The 19,846-nt window shown below is 62.6% G+C and carries 18 protein-coding genes; 13 read left to right on the top strand and 5 right to left on the bottom strand.

Annotated features, from left to right (window positions below):
• The first annotated feature begins 120 nt into the window (after window positions 1-120).
• From QM685_RS04270 to QM685_RS04260, 3 genes are all read left to right on the top strand, one after another.
• Window positions 121-1,299 carry a M20 aminoacylase family protein gene (locus QM685_RS04270; RefSeq protein ID WP_415113040.1) on the top strand — a complete coding sequence of 393 codons (1,179 nt, stop codon included), beginning with the start codon at window positions 121-123 and terminating at the stop codon, window positions 1,297-1,299.
• A gap of 119 nt (window positions 1,300-1,418) precedes the next feature.
• Window positions 1,419-2,219 carry an ABC transporter substrate-binding protein gene (locus tag QM685_RS04265; protein ID WP_415113038.1) on the top strand — a complete coding sequence of 267 codons (801 nt, stop codon included), beginning with the start codon at window positions 1,419-1,421 and terminating at the stop codon, window positions 2,217-2,219.
• 110 nt (window positions 2,220-2,329) lie between these two features.
• Window positions 2,330-3,478, top strand: a complete 1,149-nt coding sequence (locus QM685_RS04260) for a porin (RefSeq protein ID WP_415113036.1) — start codon at window positions 2,330-2,332, stop codon at window positions 3,476-3,478.
• Between the two features lie 69 nt (window positions 3,479-3,547).
• Here the strand turns inward: QM685_RS04260 and QM685_RS04255 are convergent, their stop codons facing one another.
• The 3 genes from QM685_RS04255 to QM685_RS04245 form a co-directional block, all read right to left on the bottom strand.
• The gene (locus tag QM685_RS04255) at window positions 3,548-4,348 is read right to left on the bottom strand and encodes an SDR family NAD(P)-dependent oxidoreductase (protein ID WP_415113034.1); all 801 of its coding nucleotides are present in this window, start codon (window positions 4,346-4,348) and stop codon (window positions 3,548-3,550) included.
• 96 nt (window positions 4,349-4,444) lie between these two features.
• On the bottom strand, window positions 4,445-6,325 hold the full coding sequence (locus QM685_RS04250; RefSeq protein WP_415113032.1) for a TRAP transporter large permease subunit: 1,881 nt from the start codon (window positions 6,323-6,325) through the stop codon (window positions 4,445-4,447).
• Window positions 6,326-6,331: 6 nt separating this feature from the next.
• On the bottom strand, window positions 6,332-7,351 hold the full coding sequence (locus QM685_RS04245) for a TRAP transporter substrate-binding protein (protein ID WP_415113030.1): 1,020 nt from the start codon (window positions 7,349-7,351) through the stop codon (window positions 6,332-6,334).
• Between the two features lie 342 nt (window positions 7,352-7,693).
• Between QM685_RS04245 and QM685_RS04240 the strand changes: the two genes are divergently transcribed.
• The 5 genes from QM685_RS04240 (at window position 7,694) to QM685_RS04220 (ending at window position 13,431) form a co-directional block, all read left to right on the top strand.
• Window positions 7,694-8,860, top strand: a complete 1,167-nt coding sequence (locus QM685_RS04240; protein WP_415113028.1) for an acetyl-CoA acetyltransferase — start codon at window positions 7,694-7,696, stop codon at window positions 8,858-8,860.
• Between the two features lie 48 nt (window positions 8,861-8,908).
• Entirely contained in the window at window positions 8,909-10,486 is a 1,578-nt protein-coding gene (locus QM685_RS04235; protein WP_415113026.1) for an acyl-CoA synthetase, read from the top strand.
• A 416-nt stretch (window positions 10,487-10,902) separates the two neighbouring features.
• Complete coding sequence (locus tag QM685_RS04230) at window positions 10,903-11,280, top strand: hypothetical protein (RefSeq protein WP_415113024.1); 378 nt, start codon at window positions 10,903-10,905, stop codon at window positions 11,278-11,280.
• Window positions 11,281-12,479: 1,199 nt separating this feature from the next.
• Window positions 12,480-12,959 carry a lysozyme gene (locus tag QM685_RS04225; RefSeq protein ID WP_415113022.1) on the top strand — a complete coding sequence of 160 codons (480 nt, stop codon included), beginning with the start codon at window positions 12,480-12,482 and terminating at the stop codon, window positions 12,957-12,959.
• Entirely contained in the window at window positions 12,943-13,431 is a 489-nt protein-coding gene (locus QM685_RS04220; RefSeq protein WP_415113019.1) for a lysozyme inhibitor LprI family protein, read from the top strand. Before QM685_RS04225 ends, QM685_RS04220 begins: the two co-directional genes overlap by 17 nt.
• 20 nt (window positions 13,432-13,451) lie before the next feature.
• On the opposite strand, the gene QM685_RS04215 is transcribed toward QM685_RS04220, so the two are convergent.
• The gene (locus tag QM685_RS04215) at window positions 13,452-14,177 is read right to left on the bottom strand and encodes an AraC family transcriptional regulator (protein WP_415113122.1); all 726 of its coding nucleotides are present in this window, start codon (window positions 14,175-14,177) and stop codon (window positions 13,452-13,454) included.
• Between the two features lie 329 nt (window positions 14,178-14,506).
• On the opposite strand from QM685_RS04215, the gene QM685_RS04210 reads away from it, so the two are divergent.
• Both QM685_RS04210 and QM685_RS04205 read left to right on the top strand, forming a co-directional pair.
• Complete coding sequence (locus QM685_RS04210) at window positions 14,507-15,415, top strand: DMT family transporter (protein WP_415113017.1); 909 nt, start codon at window positions 14,507-14,509, stop codon at window positions 15,413-15,415.
• Window positions 15,416-15,422: 7 nt separating this feature from the next.
• Window positions 15,423-16,367, top strand: a complete 945-nt coding sequence (locus tag QM685_RS04205) for an ATP-binding protein (protein ID WP_415113015.1) — start codon at window positions 15,423-15,425, stop codon at window positions 16,365-16,367.
• Between the two features lie 60 nt (window positions 16,368-16,427).
• Here QM685_RS04205 and QM685_RS04200 read toward each other — a convergent pair whose 3' ends face one another.
• Window positions 16,428-17,567: a sigma-54-dependent Fis family transcriptional regulator gene (locus tag QM685_RS04200; protein ID WP_415113013.1), complete on the bottom strand. Its 1,140-nt coding sequence runs from the start codon at window positions 17,565-17,567 to the stop codon at window positions 16,428-16,430.
• A gap of 198 nt (window positions 17,568-17,765) precedes the next feature.
• Between QM685_RS04200 and QM685_RS04195 the strand changes: the two genes are divergently transcribed.
• The 3 genes from QM685_RS04195 to QM685_RS04185 all read left to right on the top strand — a co-directional run bounded on the left by QM685_RS04195 (window position 17,766) and on the right by QM685_RS04185 (window position 19,845).
• Window positions 17,766-18,668 (top strand): LysR family transcriptional regulator, encoded by a 903-nt coding sequence (locus QM685_RS04195; RefSeq protein WP_415113012.1) that lies wholly within the window; start codon window positions 17,766-17,768, stop codon window positions 18,666-18,668.
• A 200-nt stretch (window positions 18,669-18,868) separates the two neighbouring features.
• Window positions 18,869-19,399, top strand: coding sequence for a hypothetical protein (locus tag QM685_RS04190; RefSeq protein ID WP_415113010.1), 531 nt, complete (start codon window positions 18,869-18,871; stop codon window positions 19,397-19,399).
• The gene (locus tag QM685_RS04185; RefSeq protein WP_415113008.1) at window positions 19,396-19,845 is read left to right on the top strand and encodes a PPC domain-containing DNA-binding protein; all 450 of its coding nucleotides are present in this window, start codon (window positions 19,396-19,398) and stop codon (window positions 19,843-19,845) included. The genes QM685_RS04190 and QM685_RS04185 overlap by 4 nt, the downstream gene beginning before the upstream one ends.
• Window position 19,846: the final 1 nt, after the last annotated feature.

The raw sequence follows: 19,846 nt of genomic DNA, 5'->3' as shown, positions 1-19,846 counted from the left end.
AAAGGGAATGGAGGGGTGAATACGGTGACAACCGTTGGTTATCAATATAACAAAATTGCGGCTTCCCGCTGAAAAATGGCCTGCCTATGATGCGCCGACAGTTCACGCAAAAGAGCCATCATGTCCGAATCCATCGAGGAATTTATTCCGCCGCGCATGCGCGCGATCGAAGCCGAAATGGTGTCGCTGCGGCGGCACATTCACGCGCATCCCGAGCTGAGTTTCGAGGAATTCGAAACGAGCGAACTGGTCGCGCGGCGCCTGACCGAGTGGGGTTACAGCGTGCATCGCGGGCTCGGCGGCACGGGTGTCGTCGGCACGCTGACGAACGGCGGCGGCAAGTCGCTCGGCCTGCGCGCCGACATGGACGCACTGCCGCTCACCGAGGCGACCGGACTCGCGTACGCGAGCAGGCGCGACGGCGTGATGCACGCGTGCGGCCACGACGGCCATACCGCGATGCTGCTTGCCGCCGCTCGCTGTCTCGCGGAGTCGCGCAGCTTCAAGGGCACGCTGAACCTGATTTTCCAGCCGGCCGAGGAACAGGGCGGCGGCGCGCGCAAGATGCTCGAAGACGGTCTGCTCGAACGCTTTCCGTGCGACGCGGTGTTCGCGATGCACAACATGCCGGGTTTTCCAGTGGGCCGCTTCGGCTTGCTCGCGGGGCCGTTCATGGCCGCCGCCGACACGGTGACGATCCGCATTGCCGGCTATGGCGGGCACGGCGCGGTGCCGCACAAGGCGGTCGATCCGGTCGTCGTGAGCGCGTCGCTCGTGATGGGCTTGCAGACGGTCGTCGCGCGCAACGTCGATCCGCTCGAAACCGGCATCGTGTCGGTCGGCGCGATTCACGGCGGCAGCGCGGCCAACATCATTCCGGACAGCGTCGAGCTGCGGCTGTCGGTGCGCTCGCTGAGCAAGGACGTGCGCGAGCATTTGCAGGAGCGCATCACCGCGCTTGCTCACGCGCATGCGCAGGCGTACGGCGCGCGCGCCGAGATCGACTATGAGCGCGGTTATCCGGTGCTGTTCAATCATCCGGACGAGACGCGGCTCGCGCAGTCCGTCGTGCGGGACTGGCTCGGCGACGCCGCCCTCGTTCACGACATGCGGCCGATCACGAACAGCGAGGACTTCGCCTACATGCTCGAACAGTGTCCGGGCTGCTATCTGCTCATCGGTAACGGCGACGGCGCGGGCGGCTGCATGGTGCACAACCCCGGCTACGACTTCAACGACGAGATTCTGCCGCTCGGCGCGAGCTACTGGGTGCGGCTCGCCGAGCGCTTCCTGTGCTGAGCGCACGCGTTTCGACAGGCCGAGGGCAGGGGCCGTCGCCTGCCCGCGGCTTCCATAACATCGACGGCAACCTGCTGCTCGATTCGCGCGAGCGCGCCTCTTCCTGGTTTGGAGACACCATGAAACGACTGATCCGTTCGACTCTTTTCGCGCTGGCCGCCGTGCCGCTTGTCGTGTTGACCGCGGCATCGGCGGCGTCGGCGGCGAATCCGCAGACGCTGACGTTCGGCGTCGATCCGACGTTCCCGCCGTTCGAAACGAAGACGCCCGAAGGTTCGCTCGTGGGCTTCGACATCGATCTCGGCAACGCGATCTGCGCGCAGATGAATGTGCATTGCGCGTGGGTCGAGCAAAGCTTCGACGGCATGATTCCCGCGTTGAAAGCACGCAAGTTCGACGCGATTCTCTCGGCGATGACGGCGACGCCCGCGCGCCGTGAGCAGATCGATTTCACCGAGAAACTCTATGCGGGTTCGGCGCGGCTCGTCGCGCCGGCCGGCTCGAAGCTGCAACCGACGGTCGAGTCGCTGCGTGGCCATCGCATCGGCGTGCAGCAAGGCTCGGTGCAGGAGACTTATGCGCGCGCGGAATGGGCGCCGAAGGGCGTGACGATCGTGTCGTACCAGAGTCCGGACCAGATCTACGAAGATCTTTCGACGGGGCGTCTCGACGCGTCGTTCCAGGCGTCGATCCAGGCCGAACTGAGCTTCCTGCGCACGCCGCGCGGCAAGCCGTTCGCGTTCGCGGGCGCCGAGGTCAACGACCCGCGCGCGACCGGCGAAGGCATTGCGATTGGCACGCGCAAGGGCGACGCGCAACTGATCGCGAAGATCAACCAGGCCTTCGAGACGATCCGCAAGAACGGCACCTACGACAAGCTCGAACACAAGTACTTCAGCTTCGACATCTACGGCGAGTAAGCCATCCCCGGCGACTGGTTAAACGTGGCGCGCCGCGCCTGTCGAAAAAGACCCTGCCTGTCCGTCCCGCGGGGCGGCACATAACGATTATTTAAAAAAAGAGGCTGAAAATGCAGAAGAAACAGTTAGCGGGATTCCTGATTGCGAGCAGTATCGGAGTGGGTGCGCATGCGCAGAACAGCGTGACGCTGTATGGCCTGATCGATGAAGGGCTGAACTACACGAGCAATGTGCGTGGCCATTCGAACTGGGAAATGGCGAGCGGCGAATCGCAAGGCAGCCGCTGGGGACTGAAGGGCTCCGAAGATCTCGGCGGCGGCATACAGGCGGTATTCACGCTCGAAAACGGCTTCGACGTGAGCAGCGGGCGCGCCATGGAAGGCGGACGCATGTTCGGGCGCCAGGCCTATGTCGGGTTGTCGAAGAACGGTATCGGCTCGCTGACGTTCGGCCGCCAATACGATTCGCTCGTCGAATTCCTCGGGCCGCTGACCGCTAACGGCAACTGGGGTGGCTTCCTGTTCGACCATCCGTACGGCAACGACAATACCGACAACTTTTTCCGCTTCGACAACGCGGTGCAGTTCAATAGTGCGAATCTGGCCGGCTTCCAGTTGAGCACGACCTATGCGTTCTCGAACAGTGCCGGGCAGTTCTCGAAGAACAATGCACAAAGCGTTGGCGCGGGCTATACGAAGGGGCCGTTGACGATCGGTCTCGGCTTTATCAACGTCAACGATCCCGGCGCGAACACGGCCGGCGCGGTCACGACCGACGACGCGGGCTTTCTCGCGAGCCGCCAGCGCGTGTATGGCGGTGGCCTCAGCTATCAGATCGGCCAGTCGACGCTTGCTTTCGTCTACACGCATACCGATCTGAAGGACCCGACCTCGTTCCAGTACATCAGCGGTTCGATCGTTCCGCCGGGACAGAGCGTGTCGTCGCTGAAATTCGACAACTTCGAGATCAACGCGACGTACAACGTGACGCCCGCATTCCTGCTCGGCGCGATGTATTACTACACGCAGGGCAAGCTCGACGCATCGCGGAGCAATGCGAAGCTGCATTGGCAGATGGTGGGGCTGATGGCCGACTACAACCTGTCGAAGCGCACCGACGTGTACATCCAGGGGACCTACATGAAAGTGAACGGCTCGTCGGGCACCGCGCTCGACGATGCGTATATGACCGCGGCGGACGATTCGTCGTCGAACAGCCGGCAGGCGATGGCGCGGGTGGGGATCAGGCACAGGTTCTGAACAGCGGGAGCGGCATGAGGGGCGCGATTGCCGCTCATGCCATTCGACGTGGCGCGCAGGCCAGCGTGCTCAGATCTCCAGCACCCCCGCCGCCATGAAGCCGCCGTCGACGGGTACCGTGTGCCCGTTCACATACGACGCTTGCTCGGAACACAGGAACCCGACCACCGCGGCGATTTCCTCCGGCACGCCATAACGTTTCGCCGGCACCGCGCGCGTGTAGTTCTCGCGCGCGACCGCCGAATGCAGATCGAGCGTCATCGGCGTGTCGATCGGTCCAGGCGCGACGCCGTTCGTCGTGATGCCGTATTCGGCGAGCTCGATCGCCATCTGCCGCGTCAGCCCGACGACCGCCGCCTTCGACGTGCCGTACGCGGTGCGCCCCGAACTCGCGCGCAGCCCGCTTATCGACGCGATATTGACGATGCGCCCCCAGCCCTGTTTGCGCATCAGACGCGCGGCGTGCTGGCCGCACAGCATCGGCCCCGTCACGTTGACGTCGAACACGTTGCGCCAGTGTTCGATCGGGTAGTCGAGAAACGGAAACGTCTTGGCGATGCCCGCGTTGTTGACGAGGATGTCGCAGCGGCCGAACGCCTGTCCGATCGTGCCGAATGCTTCGTCGATCGATGCGGGCGACGACACGTCGAGCTCTACCGCATACGCTTCGTGGCCGGCCGCGCACAGCGTGGCGGCGAGGTCGCGCGAGGCGTGCGGGTTGATGTCGCCGATGAACACGATGTGGCCGTTTTCGGCGAGCTGCTGCGAAATCGCCGCGCCAATGCCCGAGCCGCCGCCGGTCACGAGCGCGATGCGCGGGAGTGTGGCCGTCTTCGCGGCACGGGGAGAAGCATGAGGATTCAGGTTCACGGGCCAACTCTCGAATAGGAAGGAAAACGGTGAAAAAAGCAGGCGGCAAAACGCGGGTTAAAAATCGCGGCTGAAAACGACGGCTTCAAAAGCCCTTCAGTTCAGCAACCCAACCGACAGCCACGGCACGAATGCCACCACCAGCAGCGCGATAAACAACGCGCCGAGATAGCCCCATACGCGGCTCACGACGCGATCCGGCGACACCTTGCCGATTGCGCACGCGGCGTAGAAGCCGACGCCCATCGGCGGCGCGAAGAGCCCCAGCCCCATCGACAGGATCACGACCATCGCGTAGTGCACGTCATGGATGCCGAGCGCGCGCGCAACCGGAAACAGCAGCGGACCGAACAGCACGATCGCGGGAATCCCCTCGAGCACGCTGCCGAGCACGACGAACAGCACGATCGACACGCACGGGAACGCGCGCGGGCCACCGGGCATCTGCTCCATCGCGTTGACGAGCGACGCCGAGAAGCCCGATTGCGTGAGCGCCCACGCCATTGCCGTGGCGAGGCCGATGATCAGCAGGATCGCGCCGGACAGGCTCGCGGTATCGATCAGCAGCGAGTACAAGCGCCGCCATTCGATGCGCCGTCCGCACAGATGCAGCAGCACGCCGGCGATCAGCGTGTACGCGATGCCGATCGTCGACACCTCGGTCGCGGTGGCCGCGCCCTCGATGACGACCACGCGGATCAGCATCGGCAACGCGAGCGCGGGCAGCGCGATCACGAAGGTGCGCAGGATCGTGCGGAGCGGCGCGCGCGTGCTGTGGTTCGGCGGCTCGAGCCGCGCGCGCCGCCAGCAGACGAAGCCGATCGCGAGCGTCGCGACGATCGCCGGCACGATGCCGCCGACGAACAGCGCGGTAATCGAGACGCCGCAGACCGCGCCGATCGTGATCAGCACGAGGCTCGGCGGAATCGTTTCGGTCATCGCGCCGGTGGACGACAGCAGCGCGACGAGTTCTTCCGGCTTCGCGCCGCGCCGCTGCATCTCCGGAAACAGCGCGGGCGCGATCGCGGCCATGTCGGCGGCTTTCGCGCCGGAGATGCCGGAGACCAGAAACATCGCGCCGAGCAGCACGTATTGCAGGCCGCCGCGCACATGGCCGAGCAGCGCCGCCATGAAGTCGATCAGGCAGCGCGCGAGTCCGCTCAATTCGAGCAGCGCGCCGAGCAGCACGAAGAGCGGCACCGACAGCAGCACCAGATTCGCCATCCCTTCGTCCATCCGGCTCACGACGATGCCGAGCGGCGCGTGCGTCATCAGCACCAGATACGCGAGCGTCGCGGTGCCGAAGCTGAACGCGATCGGCACGCCGCCCGCGACGCACAGGCCGACCAGCACGACGAAGAACACGATCAGGTTCAGATTGCCGAGCGCGAGCAGATACGGCTGCGCGAACCACAGCGCGGCGCCGATCGATGCCGCGGTGACGAGCGCGCCGACGAACTGCGCGAGCGTCACGTCGCGCGCGAGGCGGGCGAGCGCGGCGATCAGCATCAGCACCGCGCCGACCGGCAGCGCCGCGCAGCGCCAGCCGTCCGGCAGTTGCAGCGCGGGCGTACTGACCGGCATCTGCAATTGCATATGCTCGATCGCCGGCGTGATGATGAGGCCGACGAACGCGCACACGGTCATCGCGCTGACCGCTTCGAGCCAGCCGCGCCATTTGTCCGGCAGCCGCGCGACGATCGCGGTGAGCCGCATATGCGCGCCGCGATGCAGCGCGAGCACCGCGCCGAACATCGCGAGCCAGCTAAACAGGATTGATGCGAGTTCGTCGGACCAGATCAGCGGCTGATCCAGCGCATAGCGGAAGATCACGCCCGTCAGCAGGATCAGCGTTTCGGCGATCACCAGACAGGCCGCCACCGCGCCGACCGCGCGCATGATCCAGTCGACCGCGAGCGTCACGCCGCGCGCGAAACGGCCGTCGTTTTCGAGCTTCTTCGTCAGGGTCAGTTGCATGGCGCGTCAGGCTAGCTTGCCGGTGTATTTTTCGAGCGCGGCCCACGCGTCGTCGCCGAATTTCTTGTGCCAGCTCGAGTAGAAGCCGGTGTCGGTCAACTGGCGACGGAACAGCGCAATGTCGACGTCGTTGAATTGCAGGCCTTTCGATTTCAGCTCCGGCATCAGCGACGCGTTGAGCTTCGCGACGTCCGCGCGCTCCTGCATCGCGGCATCGTTGACCGCGCTCTGCACGATCGTTTGCAGGTCTTTCGGCAGACGCGCGAACGACTGCCGGTTGGCGAGAAACCAGAAGCCGTCCCACATGTGATTGGTCACCGAGCAGTACTTCTGCACTTCGTACAGTTTCGCGGCGGTGATCGTCGCGAGCGGATTCTCCTGACCTTCGACCACGTGCGTCTGCAGCGACGAATACACCTCGGAGAAGTTGATGCTCGCGGGCGATGCGCCGAGCGACTGAAACATCGACGTCCAGATCGGGCTCATCGGCACGCGCAGCTTCATACCCTTCAGGTCGGCGGGCTTGTAGATCGGCTTCGTGCTCGTCGTGGTCTGCCGGTAGCCGTTGTCCCAGATCTTCTCGAACGCGAACACCGAGGTCTTGCCGATTTCGTCGCGCACGCGCGCACCGAGCGCGCCGTCGAGCGCGGCCCACACCTGGTCGTAGTCCTTGAACGCGAAGCCGACGCCGGTGATCTGCGCGGCCGGCACCAGCGTGCCGAGAATCAGCGGCGACAGCGTGAAGTAGTCGATCGCGCCGGAGCGGACTTGCGACAGCATATCGGTGTCGCTGCCCAACTGGTTGTTCGGATAGATCTGGAAATCGATGCGCCCCTTGCTCTCCGACGCGATGCGCGCGGCGGCTTCCTTCGCGCGGATGTTCATCGGATGCGTGACGGGCAGGTTGTTCGCATACTTCAGCGTGAACTCCGCCGCGCGGGCGTAGCGGCCGTGCAGGCCGGCGAACGACGCGGCGGCGGCGAGAGAGGCGCATTTGAGAAAGTCGCGTCGGGAATGAACGCTCATCGTCTGTCTCCAGGGTTTTATGTTTGCCGCATCGGAACGTCGGCGGACTGCTCAAAGCAAATTGAATGCCATTGGCGTGATCGCGCCCGCTGGCGGGTGCGATCACGCGCGGAGTGAGGGTTATTGCCGAGGCGCGAAGTGCGTGCAGGTGTCGAGTGCGTGCGACACCTGTTGCATGCTGCCTGTCGCACGAGTGAGTGGTTTCGCGTTGCGCGGTGCGTGCCGCAATGGCTCTTGAGCGTTACGGCTGGCGATACGCGCAAGACCTCGCCGCCACGTTTCCCGCCGGCTGGCCTGGCTTTTGCATCGAGAGCCGGTATTTCAACGCGAGGAGCTTCAGCAATGCAACCGACCATCATCGGATGGAGTCATCTTCCGTTCGGCAAGCTCGATGCGATCGATATCGAACGCATGATTGCCGACACCGCGCGCGGCGCGCTCGATCATGCGGGCATCGAAGCCGGACAGGTGGATTCGATTCACGTGGGCACCTTCAACGGCGGCTTCGTGTATCAGGATTTTCCGTCCGCGCTCGTGTTCAACGCGATTCCCGAGTTGCGCTTCACGTCCACCGTGCGCTGCGAAAACGCGTGCGCAACCGGCTCGGCCGCCGTGTACTCGGCGCTCGATGCGATCCGCTCCGGGCGTTCGGCGTGCGCGCTCGTGATCGGCTACGAGAAGATGACGAGCCTGCCGACCGCCGAAGTCGGCACGGTGTTGCAGAAGTGCTCGTACGCGAGCGAGGAGGCCGACGTGCCGGGTGGTTTCGCGGGCATTTTCGGCAAGCTCGCGCAAACCTATTTCGATCGTCATGGCGATCAGTCGGATGCGCTCGCGGCGATTGCCGCGAAGAATCATCGCAACGGCGTGGCGAATCCGTACGCGCATATGCGGCGCGATTTCGGCTACGACTTCTGCCGCACGCCTTCCGACAAGAATCCGTTCGTCGCGGGACCGCTGAAGCGCACCGACTGCTCGATGATTTCGGACGGCGCGGCGGCGCTCGTGATCGCATCACCCGATATCGCGCGGCGAGCGCGGCATGCGGTCGGCTTTCGCGCGACCGTGCAGGTCAGCGATTTTCTGCCGCTGTCGCGACGCGATCCGATCGCATTCGACGGCGCGCGGCTCGCGTGGCAGCAAGGTCTCGCGCAGGCGGGCATGACGCTCGACGACCTGTCGCTGGTCGAGACGCACGACTGCTTCACGATCGCAGAGCTGATCGAATACGAAGCGATGGGTCTCGCCGAGCCGGGCCACGGCGCGCGCGTGATTCTCGACGGCGTGACCGCGAAGGACGGGCGCCTGCCGGTCAATCCGTCGGGTGGCCTGAAGGCGAAAGGGCATCCGGTCGGCGCGACCGGCGTGTCGATGCACGTGATGGCCGCGATGCAGGTGACGGGCCAGGCCGGCGCGATGCAGATCCCGAACGCGCGCACGGCCGGCGTGTTCAACATGGGCGGCGCGGCGGTCACCAGCTATCTGAGCATTCTCGAAGCGCGGCATTGACGTGGGTTCCATTTCCCTACACCTCTTTTTTCTCGAGCGATTTTGCGTATGCTGACCACCGTCATGAACCTCGGCAACCTGCTGACCGATGCGGCGCGCCGTCTTCCCGATCAACCCGGCTTCATTCACGCGGGCCGCAGTTATAGCTGGCGCGACATCAACGCGCGCGTCGATGCGCTCGCGCACGGCCTGAGCCGGCTCGGCGTCGGCAAGGGCGACCGGATTCTCGTGCATTCGCGCAACAACCTGCCGCTTTTCGAAAGCGCGTGGGTCGCGTTCAAGCTCGGCGCCGTGTGGGTGCCGACCAACTGCCGGATCACGCCGTCCGAGGCGGCGTGGCTCGGCGAGTCGAGCGGCGCGAAGGCGATGATCTACGAGACCGGCTTCGACGCGCACGCGGATGCGGTGCGTGCGGCGTCGCCGACGCTGCAGCACGTCGTCGCGATCGGCAAGCCGCGTGTTGGCGAGTTCGACTACGAGACGCTCGCGCAGCAGATGGAAGCGCCGCCGTTCGCTGCCGCCGACGTCGAGCGCGACGATCCGCTGTGGTTCTTCTATACGTCGGGCACGACCGGACGGCCGAAGGCGGGCGTGCTCACGCATGGGCAGATGGCGTTCGTGCTGACCAACCATCTCGCCGATCTGATGCCGGGTCTCACGCACGAATCGCGTTCGCTGGTGGTCGCGCCGCTGTCGCACGGCGCGGGGATTCATGCGATGGTGAACGTCGCGCGTGGCGCGGCGAGCGTACTGCCGGTGTCGGAGAAACTCGATGCCGAGGAGGCGTGGTCGCTCGTGCAACAGCATCGGGTCGACAACATGTTCACGGTGCCGACCATCGTCAAGATGCTGACCGAGCACGAGGCGATCGACCGTTACGATCACGGTTCGCTGAAGTTCGTGATCTACGCGGGCGCGCCGATGTATCGCGAGGACCAGAAGCACGCGCTGCGCAAGCTCGGGCCGGTGCTGGTCCAGTACTACGGGCTCGGTGAAGTGACCGGCAATATTACGGTGCTGCCGCCGTCGCTGCATAGCGTCGACGATCATGCGCCGGACAGCCGCGTCGGTACCTGTGGCTACGCGCGCACCGGTATCGAAATCGGCATCCTCGACGACGAGGGTCATCGTCTCGCGGCGGGCGCGACCGGCGAGATCTGCGTGCGCGGGCCCGCGGTGTTCGTCGGCTATTTCAACAACCCGGAGGCGAATGAAAAGGCCTTCCGGCACGGCTGGTTCCATACCGGCGATCTCGGCCATCTCGACGAAGCGGGTTTTCTGTTCATCACGGGACGTTCGTCGGATATGTATATTTCCGGCGGCTCGAACGTTTATCCGCGCGAAGTGGAGGAGGCGATTCTCACGCACAAGGCGGTGCGCGAGGTCGCGGTGGTCGGCATGCCGGATGCGAAGTGGGGTGAAATCGGCGTCGCCGTGGTGGTGCGGCGTGATGGCTGGGCGCTCGACGAAGCCGAGTTGCTTGCGCATCTCGAACCGCATCTCGCGCGCTATAAATGGCCGAAGCGCTGCGTGTTCTGGGATGCGTTGCCGAAGTCCGCGTATGGGAAGATCGTCAAGAAAGATATCAAGTCGTTGCTTGCGGTGCCTGAACGGGTCGAAGCATGATGATGCAAGGCGGTCACGGTTAATCATCAAGCGGGAATCGGCCTCGTGTCGTTCCTGATAGTTCGTGCTGGGAGATTCTGGCTGTTAGGAGTTTTCTGAAATAATAGCGTCGCGCGTCTTTTTAGCCTGTCAGGTTAATCACGCCGGGGGCAGTGCGTTTAGACTGGATTTGCCGTCGAAACAGCGACGGACAGGTTTGGAAGCCTGCAATGTGTAACACCCCGCACGCCTGCGCAAGCAGGTGTGCGGCTGCCTTGTCACGTCTGGTTCCAATGGGCGGGCCCTGGTGGGGAGGCCTTCGGGTCTATCGGTTTATGGTGTTACACGCCGATCTTCCAACCCTGCCAGTGCGCCCGCTCACCCAATCTTGCAAGGGGGAGCGGCGATCCAGCTATTCATGACAGGAAGACCGCCAAATGAGTACATCCAGAACAAAGAACCCTGAGTCACGCCCACCTGTAGACGCTCTCCAATACGAAAAGTTGGCCTTGTCCGCTTTCCGTGTCTGCGATCAGCGCGGGGAACAATTCGACATTCTCGCCAAACTTGCAATCTCAATATGTCGCAATCCTGCAATCACGATCGCTGAGCGGCATGAGCAAAGAAAGTTGCTGCAATTGCTGGTCGATACCGCCGAGGATTATATGCAGATGAACGCAATTGACCTGGAGCTTTTCAAGGTGATCGCGCTCGATGCAAAGGGAGTCGGGCAGCGTCGGTTGACCGCCAGGCACGCGGCGGAGCTTCTTGATGATGCCGCGCGTCGCGGGCGTGCAGGTGTAACTACCCACTGAACCTCGCGGCACTCTGCCGTGTCTCCTGGAAAAGCGCGATGAATTCGTGCTTTTCCTTTTCAGAGCATTCTCAAAAGATTCGGCATGAATCGGAATACTCTGATTTTCTGTCAACGTTTGTCAAAGTCTCTTTTTTTGAGAGGCAGATTTCGTTAGCCTGATGTCATTCCCGACATTTTTAGAAAGAGAATAGCATGAGACGCACCGCGCGTTATGCGATGGACGATACGCAACCACTTCGCTTGCATATCGTCCATAGGGGGCACATATGACAAGCAAAGAAGAGTGTCTGCTTTGCCATGTGACACATTCGATATTCAAGCGTTTTCCGTTATTGCCTTCCGGAATGGCGATGAACGTCGAAACCGGTAATTACTTTCCACTCGATACACTTCGCTCGTATTCATCCGGACGTGACATGGTGGAAGCCTTGGGCACTGCATGGGCGTGTCAGTGTAGCGAAGGCTGGTTCCACCAGCAGTTCGTGCTGCACGATACCCGAGGACAGGTACTGCGCGATACGTACTATACAGTCCGATTTCCCGATAATCGTTTGGTGCACGGCACGACTGATGCGGAAGGGCGAACTCGACGATATCGGACCAATGGCGCGCGAAAGCTCTCCATTTATGTCGGTCACAGGAGGGCGTAGATATCTAGTGTCCACGATGCAGTTGTGAAAGATGATCCGCGAACGAGCGGTCAAGGGAGGCGCGTCCATAACAACAAACCATGCGGCACCATTGAAGGCCGATTATGGCAAGCGCCACCGTTTGGATTTTTCGGCGAGGAGGCGGTAGCACCGTCGTTATTGCCTATGATGCCGGTCTCGGAAATAAGTATCGCTTGCGGATTCATCGAAAGGCAGCGCCGATTAACGCATCATAGGTGCTAGACCTTTCACCCTTTCAACAGAAGCTATCCAGCATCAGCGATTTGTGCTGGCAGACGCGAACAGTAATGCGCTCGCAAACACTTACTATACCGTACGCCTATTCGTCATCGATTCGCAGGGATGCACTGAGCACCACGCAACAGACGTACGCGATTCACTCAGATTTATCTTGTTCACAGAGAGGAGGCATATGGCTGACGCACTTGGAGCGGCGGTAACAAACACTGACCCAAATTCATGCGTAACTGTTCAGTCGGGTAGGCTCTGCAAGCCCTGGCGTCTTTCGGGGGACGGATACACATTTATGGCGGTTCTTGAAAGCGGTGTAGTAAATGGAATCTATGAAGGAAAGCAAGTTGTAGATGGGTTTATTGTACAAGTCTACGACGACGGTTATGGCATTCCGACAGTCGGATTCGGGCATAAGGTTCTACCAGAAGACGATCTCAGAATTGGTGACGTAATATCGGTCGAGCGCGCCAGATCTTTTTTAAATACTAATTTGAGAGAAGTTGAATCAGCCATAAATCGAGACGTTCGGGTGCCGCTTCATCAATATGAATATGACGCTCTTGTATCGATCCTCTTTAATAGCGGAAAAAATCATAGACGTCATGATCCGTGGCCAGGAACGCGATCTCAATACCTGGCGGATTTTTTAAATCACGGCGAATACGACAGGATGGGAGACGTAATTCGCGAGTTTGTTGCACGACGTGTGCCATGGCGTCGTCGTCTGGAAGGCAATCTCTTTGCAACGGGGATTTATGATGCGCGCCACTAGTATATTTATTATCCTGTTTTTTATTGCCAATGCAGCCCATGCATCATCATCAATCTATGGGTCTGCGTTCGACTACAAAAAGGCAACACCCACGAGAGTGCATTTTCCTGGAAAAACCCGTGAGCAAATCGCGGAATACTGTAAACAGGAAATGCTCGGCACAATGGAGTTATCGGCTTGTGCCCAGTTTCGCTATGAAATAGCCATTGATAGTCTGAACGAAAGAATTTCTGAAGTTGAAAAAATACTTCAGGCCGATGATAGAGAAAACGGCGAATATGAAGAGCCAGCCGCATTGCCTTTTTTCATAGAGTCTCAGAAAAATTGGGAACTCTATAGAGATAACGATTGCTATTCCGATACCTATTCGGTAGGCCAGGCATCGTTGCGCTTTGTCTACTTCTGGGACTGTATGACTCGAATCACAAAAAACAGGCTCGACGAGCTGACAAAGCCCGACACCGATGACTGAGACTTCAGTTCGCATGCCCCCTACGCATAAAACGCCGATGGCACGACCCCAAAATGCCGCTTGAACATCGCGGCGAACGCGCTCTGGCTCGAATACCCATGATTCAATGCAACCGAAAGGATCTTCTCGCCGTGCGCGAGGCGTTTTAGCGCGAGCAGCAAACGCGCTTGCTGCCGCCAGCGTCCGAACGTGATGCCGGTTTCCCGCTGAAACCAGCGGTGAAAAGTCTTCTCCGATACATCGAGCGTGCGCGCCCATTCGCCGATCGTGCGGTTGTCGTCGGGCGCGGCAAGCAGACTCTCGCAAAGGTCGCGCAGCCGGCGGTCGGCCGGCCACGGCAGATAGAGCGGCAGTAACGGCACTGCATTCAACTCCGCAAGCAGCAACTGCATCAGATGATCGTCGCGCGAACCCGCCGTGTAGTCGGGCGGCACGTCGATCGCCGCGAGAATCAGCTCGCGCAGCAGCGGATGCACGTCGACCACGCAACTGTGCGTCGGCAGATGCGCGGCCGCCCCCGGTTCGACGAACACGGTGCGCATCTTCACGTCGCCGCTCATCTGCACCGAGTGATCGACTTCCGGTTCGAGCCATACGCCGCGCGTCGCCGGCACGACCCATGAACCGGTCGCCGATTCGACCTGCATCACCCCCTCGATTGCATATAGCAACTGCGCGCGCCGGTGACGGTGCGCGGCGATCACGGTGCCGTGCGGATACCACGCGGCCATCGCCGAGACCGGCATCGGCGTGCTTTCGAACGGTACATGAGCGTCGGCCGCGGTCGGGACGCCGGTCACGCCGCGCGTGTCGGTAGGGGTTCGCGTGTTCATTCGTGCCGGTGGCTGAACGTGGACATCAAAACGAGCATCGAGGCAGGCATATGGGCAAGGTTCCGATCAGGCATTTGACCACTCATTTGACCGTTTCTCGATAGGTAACGACTTTTTGGCGTGAGACAGACCACGCGAAGCGGGCGCACGATCGCACTTCATTCCGAAGCCATTCCCGAGCCGCCTCGGCGTTCTCCCGCCGGATTTCAGGCGGCTTTAACCATAGCAACACAGAGCAAGAGATGAAGAGATCCTATTTCCTGTTTCCGTTTGTGGCAATCCTGCTGTGGGCAGGCAATGTGATCGTGTCGAAGCTGTCCGCGCACACGATCGACCCGTCGGCGATCACGTTTTACCGCCTGCTGCTGGCCGTCGCGCTGATGAGCGTGTTCACGCTGAAACCGGCCTGGCGCAACCGCGCGGCGATCGTGCCGCAACTGCCGAAGCTCGCGGTGCTTGGCTTTCTCGCGATGGCGCTGTTCCAGAGCCTGTCGTACGAAGCGGCGAAGACCACGACCGCGACCAGCATGTCGATCATCACCGCGCTCGTGCCGCTGATGACGATGGCCGCGAGCACGCTGCTGCTCGGCGAAACACCGACTCCGGGCATGGTCGGCGGCGGGATTCTGTCACTGCTCGGCGTCGTCTATCTGATTACGCAGGGCAAGCCCGCGACGCTGCTCGCAAACGGCGTGCATCCCGGCGATCTGCTGATGATCTGCGCGGCGCTCGCGTACGCGCTCTACGGTGTATTGCTCAAGCGCTGGCACGTCGGTCTGCCGACGTGGCAATCCACCTATATGCAGGCACTTTTCGCGCTGCTGTTCATGCTGCCGATGCTGCTGCGTCTGCCCGCCGCCGAAGCATGGCCGACGCGCGCGAGCGTGCCGCTGATCCTGTACGCGGGCGTGCTGGCATCGGTCGTGTTGCCGTTCCTGTGGATGCAGGGCGTCAGGTACCTCGGCCCGAACCGCTGCGCGCTGTTTATGAACGTGCTGCCGATTGCGACCGCGCTGATCGCGATCGTGCTGCTCGGCGAAACCTTGCATCTGTATCACGTGCTCGGCGGCGGTACCGCGCTGCTCGGTGTGGTCGTCGCGCAGGGGCTCGGTCGCGGTGCGCTTCGCCAGCCGGCCGTTGCGCAGGAGTGACGCGATCATGAGCACGATGGATATCGATGACGATTCGCTCGAGCGCCATGCGCTCGGCCTGTTCAAACGCCTCGACCGCCTCGCGGCACTCGTCGAAGCGGCGCTCGGTAATACAGCTTCGAACGATGAACCCGACTGGCGTCACGCGATCGCATTTCGTTGGCAGCGCGGCGACGGCCCGTTCGGCGTCGCGCAACTGGTGGCGGTCACCGCCCCGGCATTGATTGCATTCGAAGAGTTGCGCAACGTCGACCACCAGGCCGACGTGATCCGGCGGAACACGCGGCAGTTCGTGATGGGCTATCCGGCCAACAACGTTCTGCTGACCGGCGCGCGCGGCACCGGCAAGTCGTCGCTCGTGAAGGCGTGCCTGCACGCGTTCGCGGCCGACGGGCTGCGCCTGATCGAAGTCGGCAAGGAGTCGCTGAACGACCTGCCGGCGATTCTCGATCGTATCCGGCACCGGCCCGAGCGCTTCATCGTCTTCTGCGACGACCTGTCGTTCGAATCCGGCGAGACCGGCTACAAGGGTTTGAAGACGGTGCTCGACGGCTCCGTGGCCGGGCACTCGGGCAACGTGCTGATCTACGCGACGTCGAACCGCCGGCATCTGCTCGCGGAAGACGCGCGTGACAACGAAAGCTATACGACGGCGGAAAACGGCGAGTTGCATCCGGGCGACGCGGTCGAGGAAAAAATCTCGTTATCGGAGCGTTTTGGCCTGTGGGTGACGTTTTATGCGTTCACGCAGGCGCAGTATCTGGCGGTGGTCGCGCAACGTCTCGGTGTGCTCGGCTTCACGGCCGCGCAGATCGACGACGCGCGGCCGGCGGCGCTGCAATGGGCGCTTGCGCGCGGCGCGCGCTCGGGCCGTATCGCGATGCAATTCGCGCAGGACCATGCGGGGCGTCTCGCGTGCAGCGAGCGCGACGCGGCGGCGTCGGCCGCCTGACACAGCGGAAGTTTTCGCGGCGGCGCGCATGCGCGCGCTGGCCGCATCGCTGCCGGCTCTCTAACCATGCTCCGTCATCAACATATCGCTGCCAAGATCGCGCACGTGCGGGATACGAAACTGCCTGAGCTTGCGATATAGCGATGCACGGCAAATACCAAGTTCGCGCGACGCCGCCGAAATATTCCAGCGGCTCGCCGATAGCGCGCGCAGGATGTTGTCGCGTTGGGTCGGCACGGCCGGCGCGGCAGGCGCCGTATCAGCGAGGCGCGGCATGTAGCCCATCTGCGCGGCGTGCGAAACGCCTGCCGGATACGTAACCGCGTGCGAGCCAGCCGCGTGCCACGGCGAGCGCAAGCCGCTGCCGCGCACACCGAGCCCTTTGCCCGGATGTACGTTGGCCGGCAGATCGCCGGCGCGGATGACGTCGGTGCTTTTCACCGCGCATGCATACTGGAGCGCCGCGCGCATCTGGCGCAGATTGCCGGGCCACGTGCAGTTGAGCAGCATCTCGCGCGCTTCGCCGTCGACGTTCGCTTCGAGCGTCGCGCCCGGCGCCTCGCGCTCGAGAATCGATTGCAGCAGCCATGCGCGGTCGTGCCGCTCGCGCACCGGCGGCAGATGCACGATGCCGACCGCGATCCGGTAATAGAGATCCTCGCGGAACGTGCCGGCCTCGACGCGCGCTTCGATGTTCTGGTGCGTCGCGCAGATCAGTTGCAGATCGACGGCGATCGGCTCGGCCGAACCAATCGGCGTGACCTCGCGTTCGGAAAGCACGCGCAAGAGCCTCGTTTGCTGCGCGGCGGGCATGTCGCCGATTTCGTCGAGAAACAGCGTGCCGCGATGCGCGAGCACGACCTTGCCTTTCATGCCGGTGGAGAGCGCGCCGGAAAACGCGCCGCGCGTATAGCCGAACAGCTCGCTTTCTATGAGGTTTTCCGGAATCGAACCACAATTCACCGACACCATCGCCGCGCTGCGGCGACGGCTGTAGTCGTGCAATGCACGCGCGAGATATTCCTTGCCGGTGCCGGTTTCACCGAGGATCAGAATGGGAAGCTGCCGGTCGATGAGCAGACTCGCACGCGATAACGTGGCCTGCATGACGGGATCGTCGCCGCACAGGCGGCCGAGCGGAAGCCCTGTCGAACGAGATGAGTCTGCACGGGCGCGGTCCAGCGGGTCGTGGGCGGTCATGGCATCTCTCTTTGTCTATTCTGGTTGGCAGGAGTCGTCCGGCTTTTGGCCAGGCGGATCGTCGATGCTGCCAGCGGTTTGTCTCCGAAAGGGAAGCATAGTGCGATTCATTTATAGTCTCCAATACATTATGATGCGACGACTGATACCGAAAAGGTATCAATCGGGCGACGGCGCTCATCGGAGAGACCGGCTGTTATGGAGCTGAGGCAACTACGCTACTTCGTCACGCTCGCGGAGACGTTGCACTTCCAGCGGGCCGCGTCGCTGCTGCATATTTCGCAGCCCCCGCTGTCGCGGCAGATCGCATTGCTCGAAGCGGAACTGGGTGTCGTGCTGTTCGATCGCACGCGCCGCAGCGTGCGGCTCTCGGCGGCGGGGCAGCGTTTCTATCGCGATGCGAAGACGGTGCTCGCCACCGTCGATCAGGCGCGCAGCCATGCGCGCGCCGCCGATCTCGGCGAAGAGGGCACGCTGATGGCGGGCTTCATGTTCGCCGCCGCGTACAGCATCGTGCCGGTGTTGACGCGCGCTTACGCGTCGGCGTTTCCGCGCGTCGAGCTGAAGCTTGGCGAAAGCATTCCGACGCAACTGGTGGCCGATATCCGCGCCGGCAAGGCCGACGTCGGTATCATGTATCCGTCCGACTCGGCGGTCGAACTCGAGACGCGCACGATCTTCAGCGAACAGCTCGTCGCGGTGTTGCCCGAAGATCATCGGCTGGCGCGGCGCGCGGCGATTTCGATCGGCGAGTTGCGCGAAGAATGGTTCATCATCTCGCCGCATGCGGCTTCGCCGTTCATCTACAACACGATCGTCGAGCATTGCCGGCGCGCCGGATTTACGCCGCGCATCCGCCTCGAAACCAATTTCCAGCAGACCATCGTGAACCTCGTCGCGCAGCGGCTCGGCGTCGCGCTCGTGCATAGCTCGATGCGCGGCACGCATGCGGACAACGTGAGGTTCATCCCGCTGCTGCATGCGCCGTACGTCGACGTCGCGCTCGTCTGGAGTCCCGACACGCTCAATCCGTGCGTCGCGCGTTTCGTCGATATCGCCGCGCAGATGGGGCTGCCGGGCAAGCGGCCGGGCGCGGTTTAGCGCGGCGGTTTTTACCGCTGCATTTGCTGCTTCATTTGAGGTTCCGTTTCCGCTCTTCGAAGGGCGCACGCACGACACCTGTCTCATCGCGCGCGACAGGTGTGCGTCGCGTTGCGGCCCACGTCCCGCCACCGTGCGCCTCGCGTCGAATGGCATTGAAGTTGCTAACTTCGGATGTCGTCATTCACAACAACCTACCTATGACCTCTACAACCGAAGCTTTCCGCCATCCGGGCGCAGCCGCTTATCCGCGGGTGCTCGCCACGGTCCTGCGGGAGCCGCGCGAACTGCGCGTCGAAATACCGAGTGGACGAAACGCTGGCGCCGTGCTGCGAGAGTTGATGACGCATCACGGCTTTTGCGGTGCAACCGGGCGCATTTGCAGCGGCACCGCGCGCGGGTTGCAGTACCACGTCATCATCAAGGCCGAGCAGGGCGAGCGGCCTTATGTTTACGGCACGCCATACGTCGAGCGCGATGTCGTGCTGCTGCATGGCGCCGTGACGATCGGCAAGGATCGCGCGGGCAGCGTCGCGCTGCATTGCCACGGTGCGTTCGTCGATCGCGACGGTGGCTTGCACGGCGGCCATGTGATTCTCGATCACTTGCTGGTCGGCGATGAGCCGCTGGTGCTGCGGCTATGCGCGTTCGCGCACGGCGGCTTTACGCAGTACGCGGACGACGAAACGCGCTATACGCTGTTTGGGCCGGCCGCGGAGGACGCAGTATGATGCCGGCTCCGCAATCGTCCACACAGTCTTCCGCGCAGTTCTCCGAAGTCCGGCTCGAAGCCGGCCGTTACGGCCGTACCGTGATCGCGCGGCTCAAACCCAACGAAGACCTCGTCGAGGCACTCGAACGTCTGTGCGCGCAATACGGCATCGGCGTCGCGGTCGTGCGCAGCGCGCTCGGCAGTCTGATCGACGGGCATCTCGCGAGCGGCACGGGCGCCGCGCTGACGACGCAGGTGGTGAAAGGGCCGGGCGTCGAGATCGTCGCGCTGTTCGGCGAAGTCGTGAGTGCCGCCGTGCCCGGGCGCGGCACCGAGTTGACCGCGATCCTGTCCGATACCGACAGCCAGGTGTTCGCGGGACGCGTCGTGCGGGGGATGAATCTGTCGTTCATCACCGTCGAGGTGACGTTGCAGGAGTGGCTGGCGAACGTGGACGGCGATTGAT

Source organism: Paraburkholderia sp., assembly GCF_047605525.1.
In the GTDB taxonomy this organism is placed as follows: domain Bacteria; phylum Pseudomonadota; class Gammaproteobacteria; order Burkholderiales; family Burkholderiaceae; genus Paraburkholderia.
Note: the sequence above shows the minus strand (reverse complement) of the source record. Positions and strands in the feature narration are given on the sequence as shown.

What these genes read in the sequence shown, in the direction of transcription:
- QM685_RS04200 (WP_415113013.1), bottom strand. Translation starts at nt 17,567, where the DNA reads ATGACCGCCCACGACCCGCTGGACCGCGCCCGTGCAGACTCATCTCGT.
- QM685_RS04240 (WP_415113028.1), top strand. Translation starts at nt 7,694, where the DNA reads ATGCAACCGACCATCATCGGATGGAGTCATCTTCCGTTCGGCAAGCTC.
- QM685_RS04225 (WP_415113022.1), top strand. Translation starts at nt 12,480, where the DNA reads ATGGCGGTTCTTGAAAGCGGTGTAGTAAATGGAATCTATGAAGGAAAG.
- QM685_RS04260 (WP_415113036.1), top strand. Translation starts at nt 2,330, where the DNA reads ATGCAGAAGAAACAGTTAGCGGGATTCCTGATTGCGAGCAGTATCGGA.
- QM685_RS04185 (WP_415113008.1), top strand. Translation starts at nt 19,396, where the DNA reads ATGATGCCGGCTCCGCAATCGTCCACACAGTCTTCCGCGCAGTTCTCC.
- QM685_RS04265 (WP_415113038.1), top strand. Translation starts at nt 1,419, where the DNA reads ATGAAACGACTGATCCGTTCGACTCTTTTCGCGCTGGCCGCCGTGCCG.
- QM685_RS04220 (WP_415113019.1), top strand. Translation starts at nt 12,943, where the DNA reads ATGATGCGCGCCACTAGTATATTTATTATCCTGTTTTTTATTGCCAAT.
- QM685_RS04210 (WP_415113017.1), top strand. Translation starts at nt 14,507, where the DNA reads ATGAAGAGATCCTATTTCCTGTTTCCGTTTGTGGCAATCCTGCTGTGG.
- QM685_RS04245 (WP_415113030.1), bottom strand. Translation starts at nt 7,351, where the DNA reads ATGAGCGTTCATTCCCGACGCGACTTTCTCAAATGCGCCTCTCTCGCC.
- QM685_RS04270 (WP_415113040.1), top strand. Translation starts at nt 121, where the DNA reads ATGTCCGAATCCATCGAGGAATTTATTCCGCCGCGCATGCGCGCGATC.
- QM685_RS04250 (WP_415113032.1), bottom strand. Translation starts at nt 6,325, where the DNA reads ATGCAACTGACCCTGACGAAGAAGCTCGAAAACGACGGCCGTTTCGCG.
- QM685_RS04190 (WP_415113010.1), top strand. Translation starts at nt 18,869, where the DNA reads ATGACCTCTACAACCGAAGCTTTCCGCCATCCGGGCGCAGCCGCTTAT.
- QM685_RS04230 (WP_415113024.1), top strand. Translation starts at nt 10,903, where the DNA reads ATGAGTACATCCAGAACAAAGAACCCTGAGTCACGCCCACCTGTAGAC.
- QM685_RS04205 (WP_415113015.1), top strand. Translation starts at nt 15,423, where the DNA reads ATGAGCACGATGGATATCGATGACGATTCGCTCGAGCGCCATGCGCTC.
- QM685_RS04235 (WP_415113026.1), top strand. Translation starts at nt 8,909, where the DNA reads ATGCTGACCACCGTCATGAACCTCGGCAACCTGCTGACCGATGCGGCG.
- QM685_RS04195 (WP_415113012.1), top strand. Translation starts at nt 17,766, where the DNA reads ATGGAGCTGAGGCAACTACGCTACTTCGTCACGCTCGCGGAGACGTTG.
- QM685_RS04215 (WP_415113122.1), bottom strand. Translation starts at nt 14,177, where the DNA reads ATGCCGGTCTCGGCGATGGCCGCGTGGTATCCGCACGGCACCGTGATC.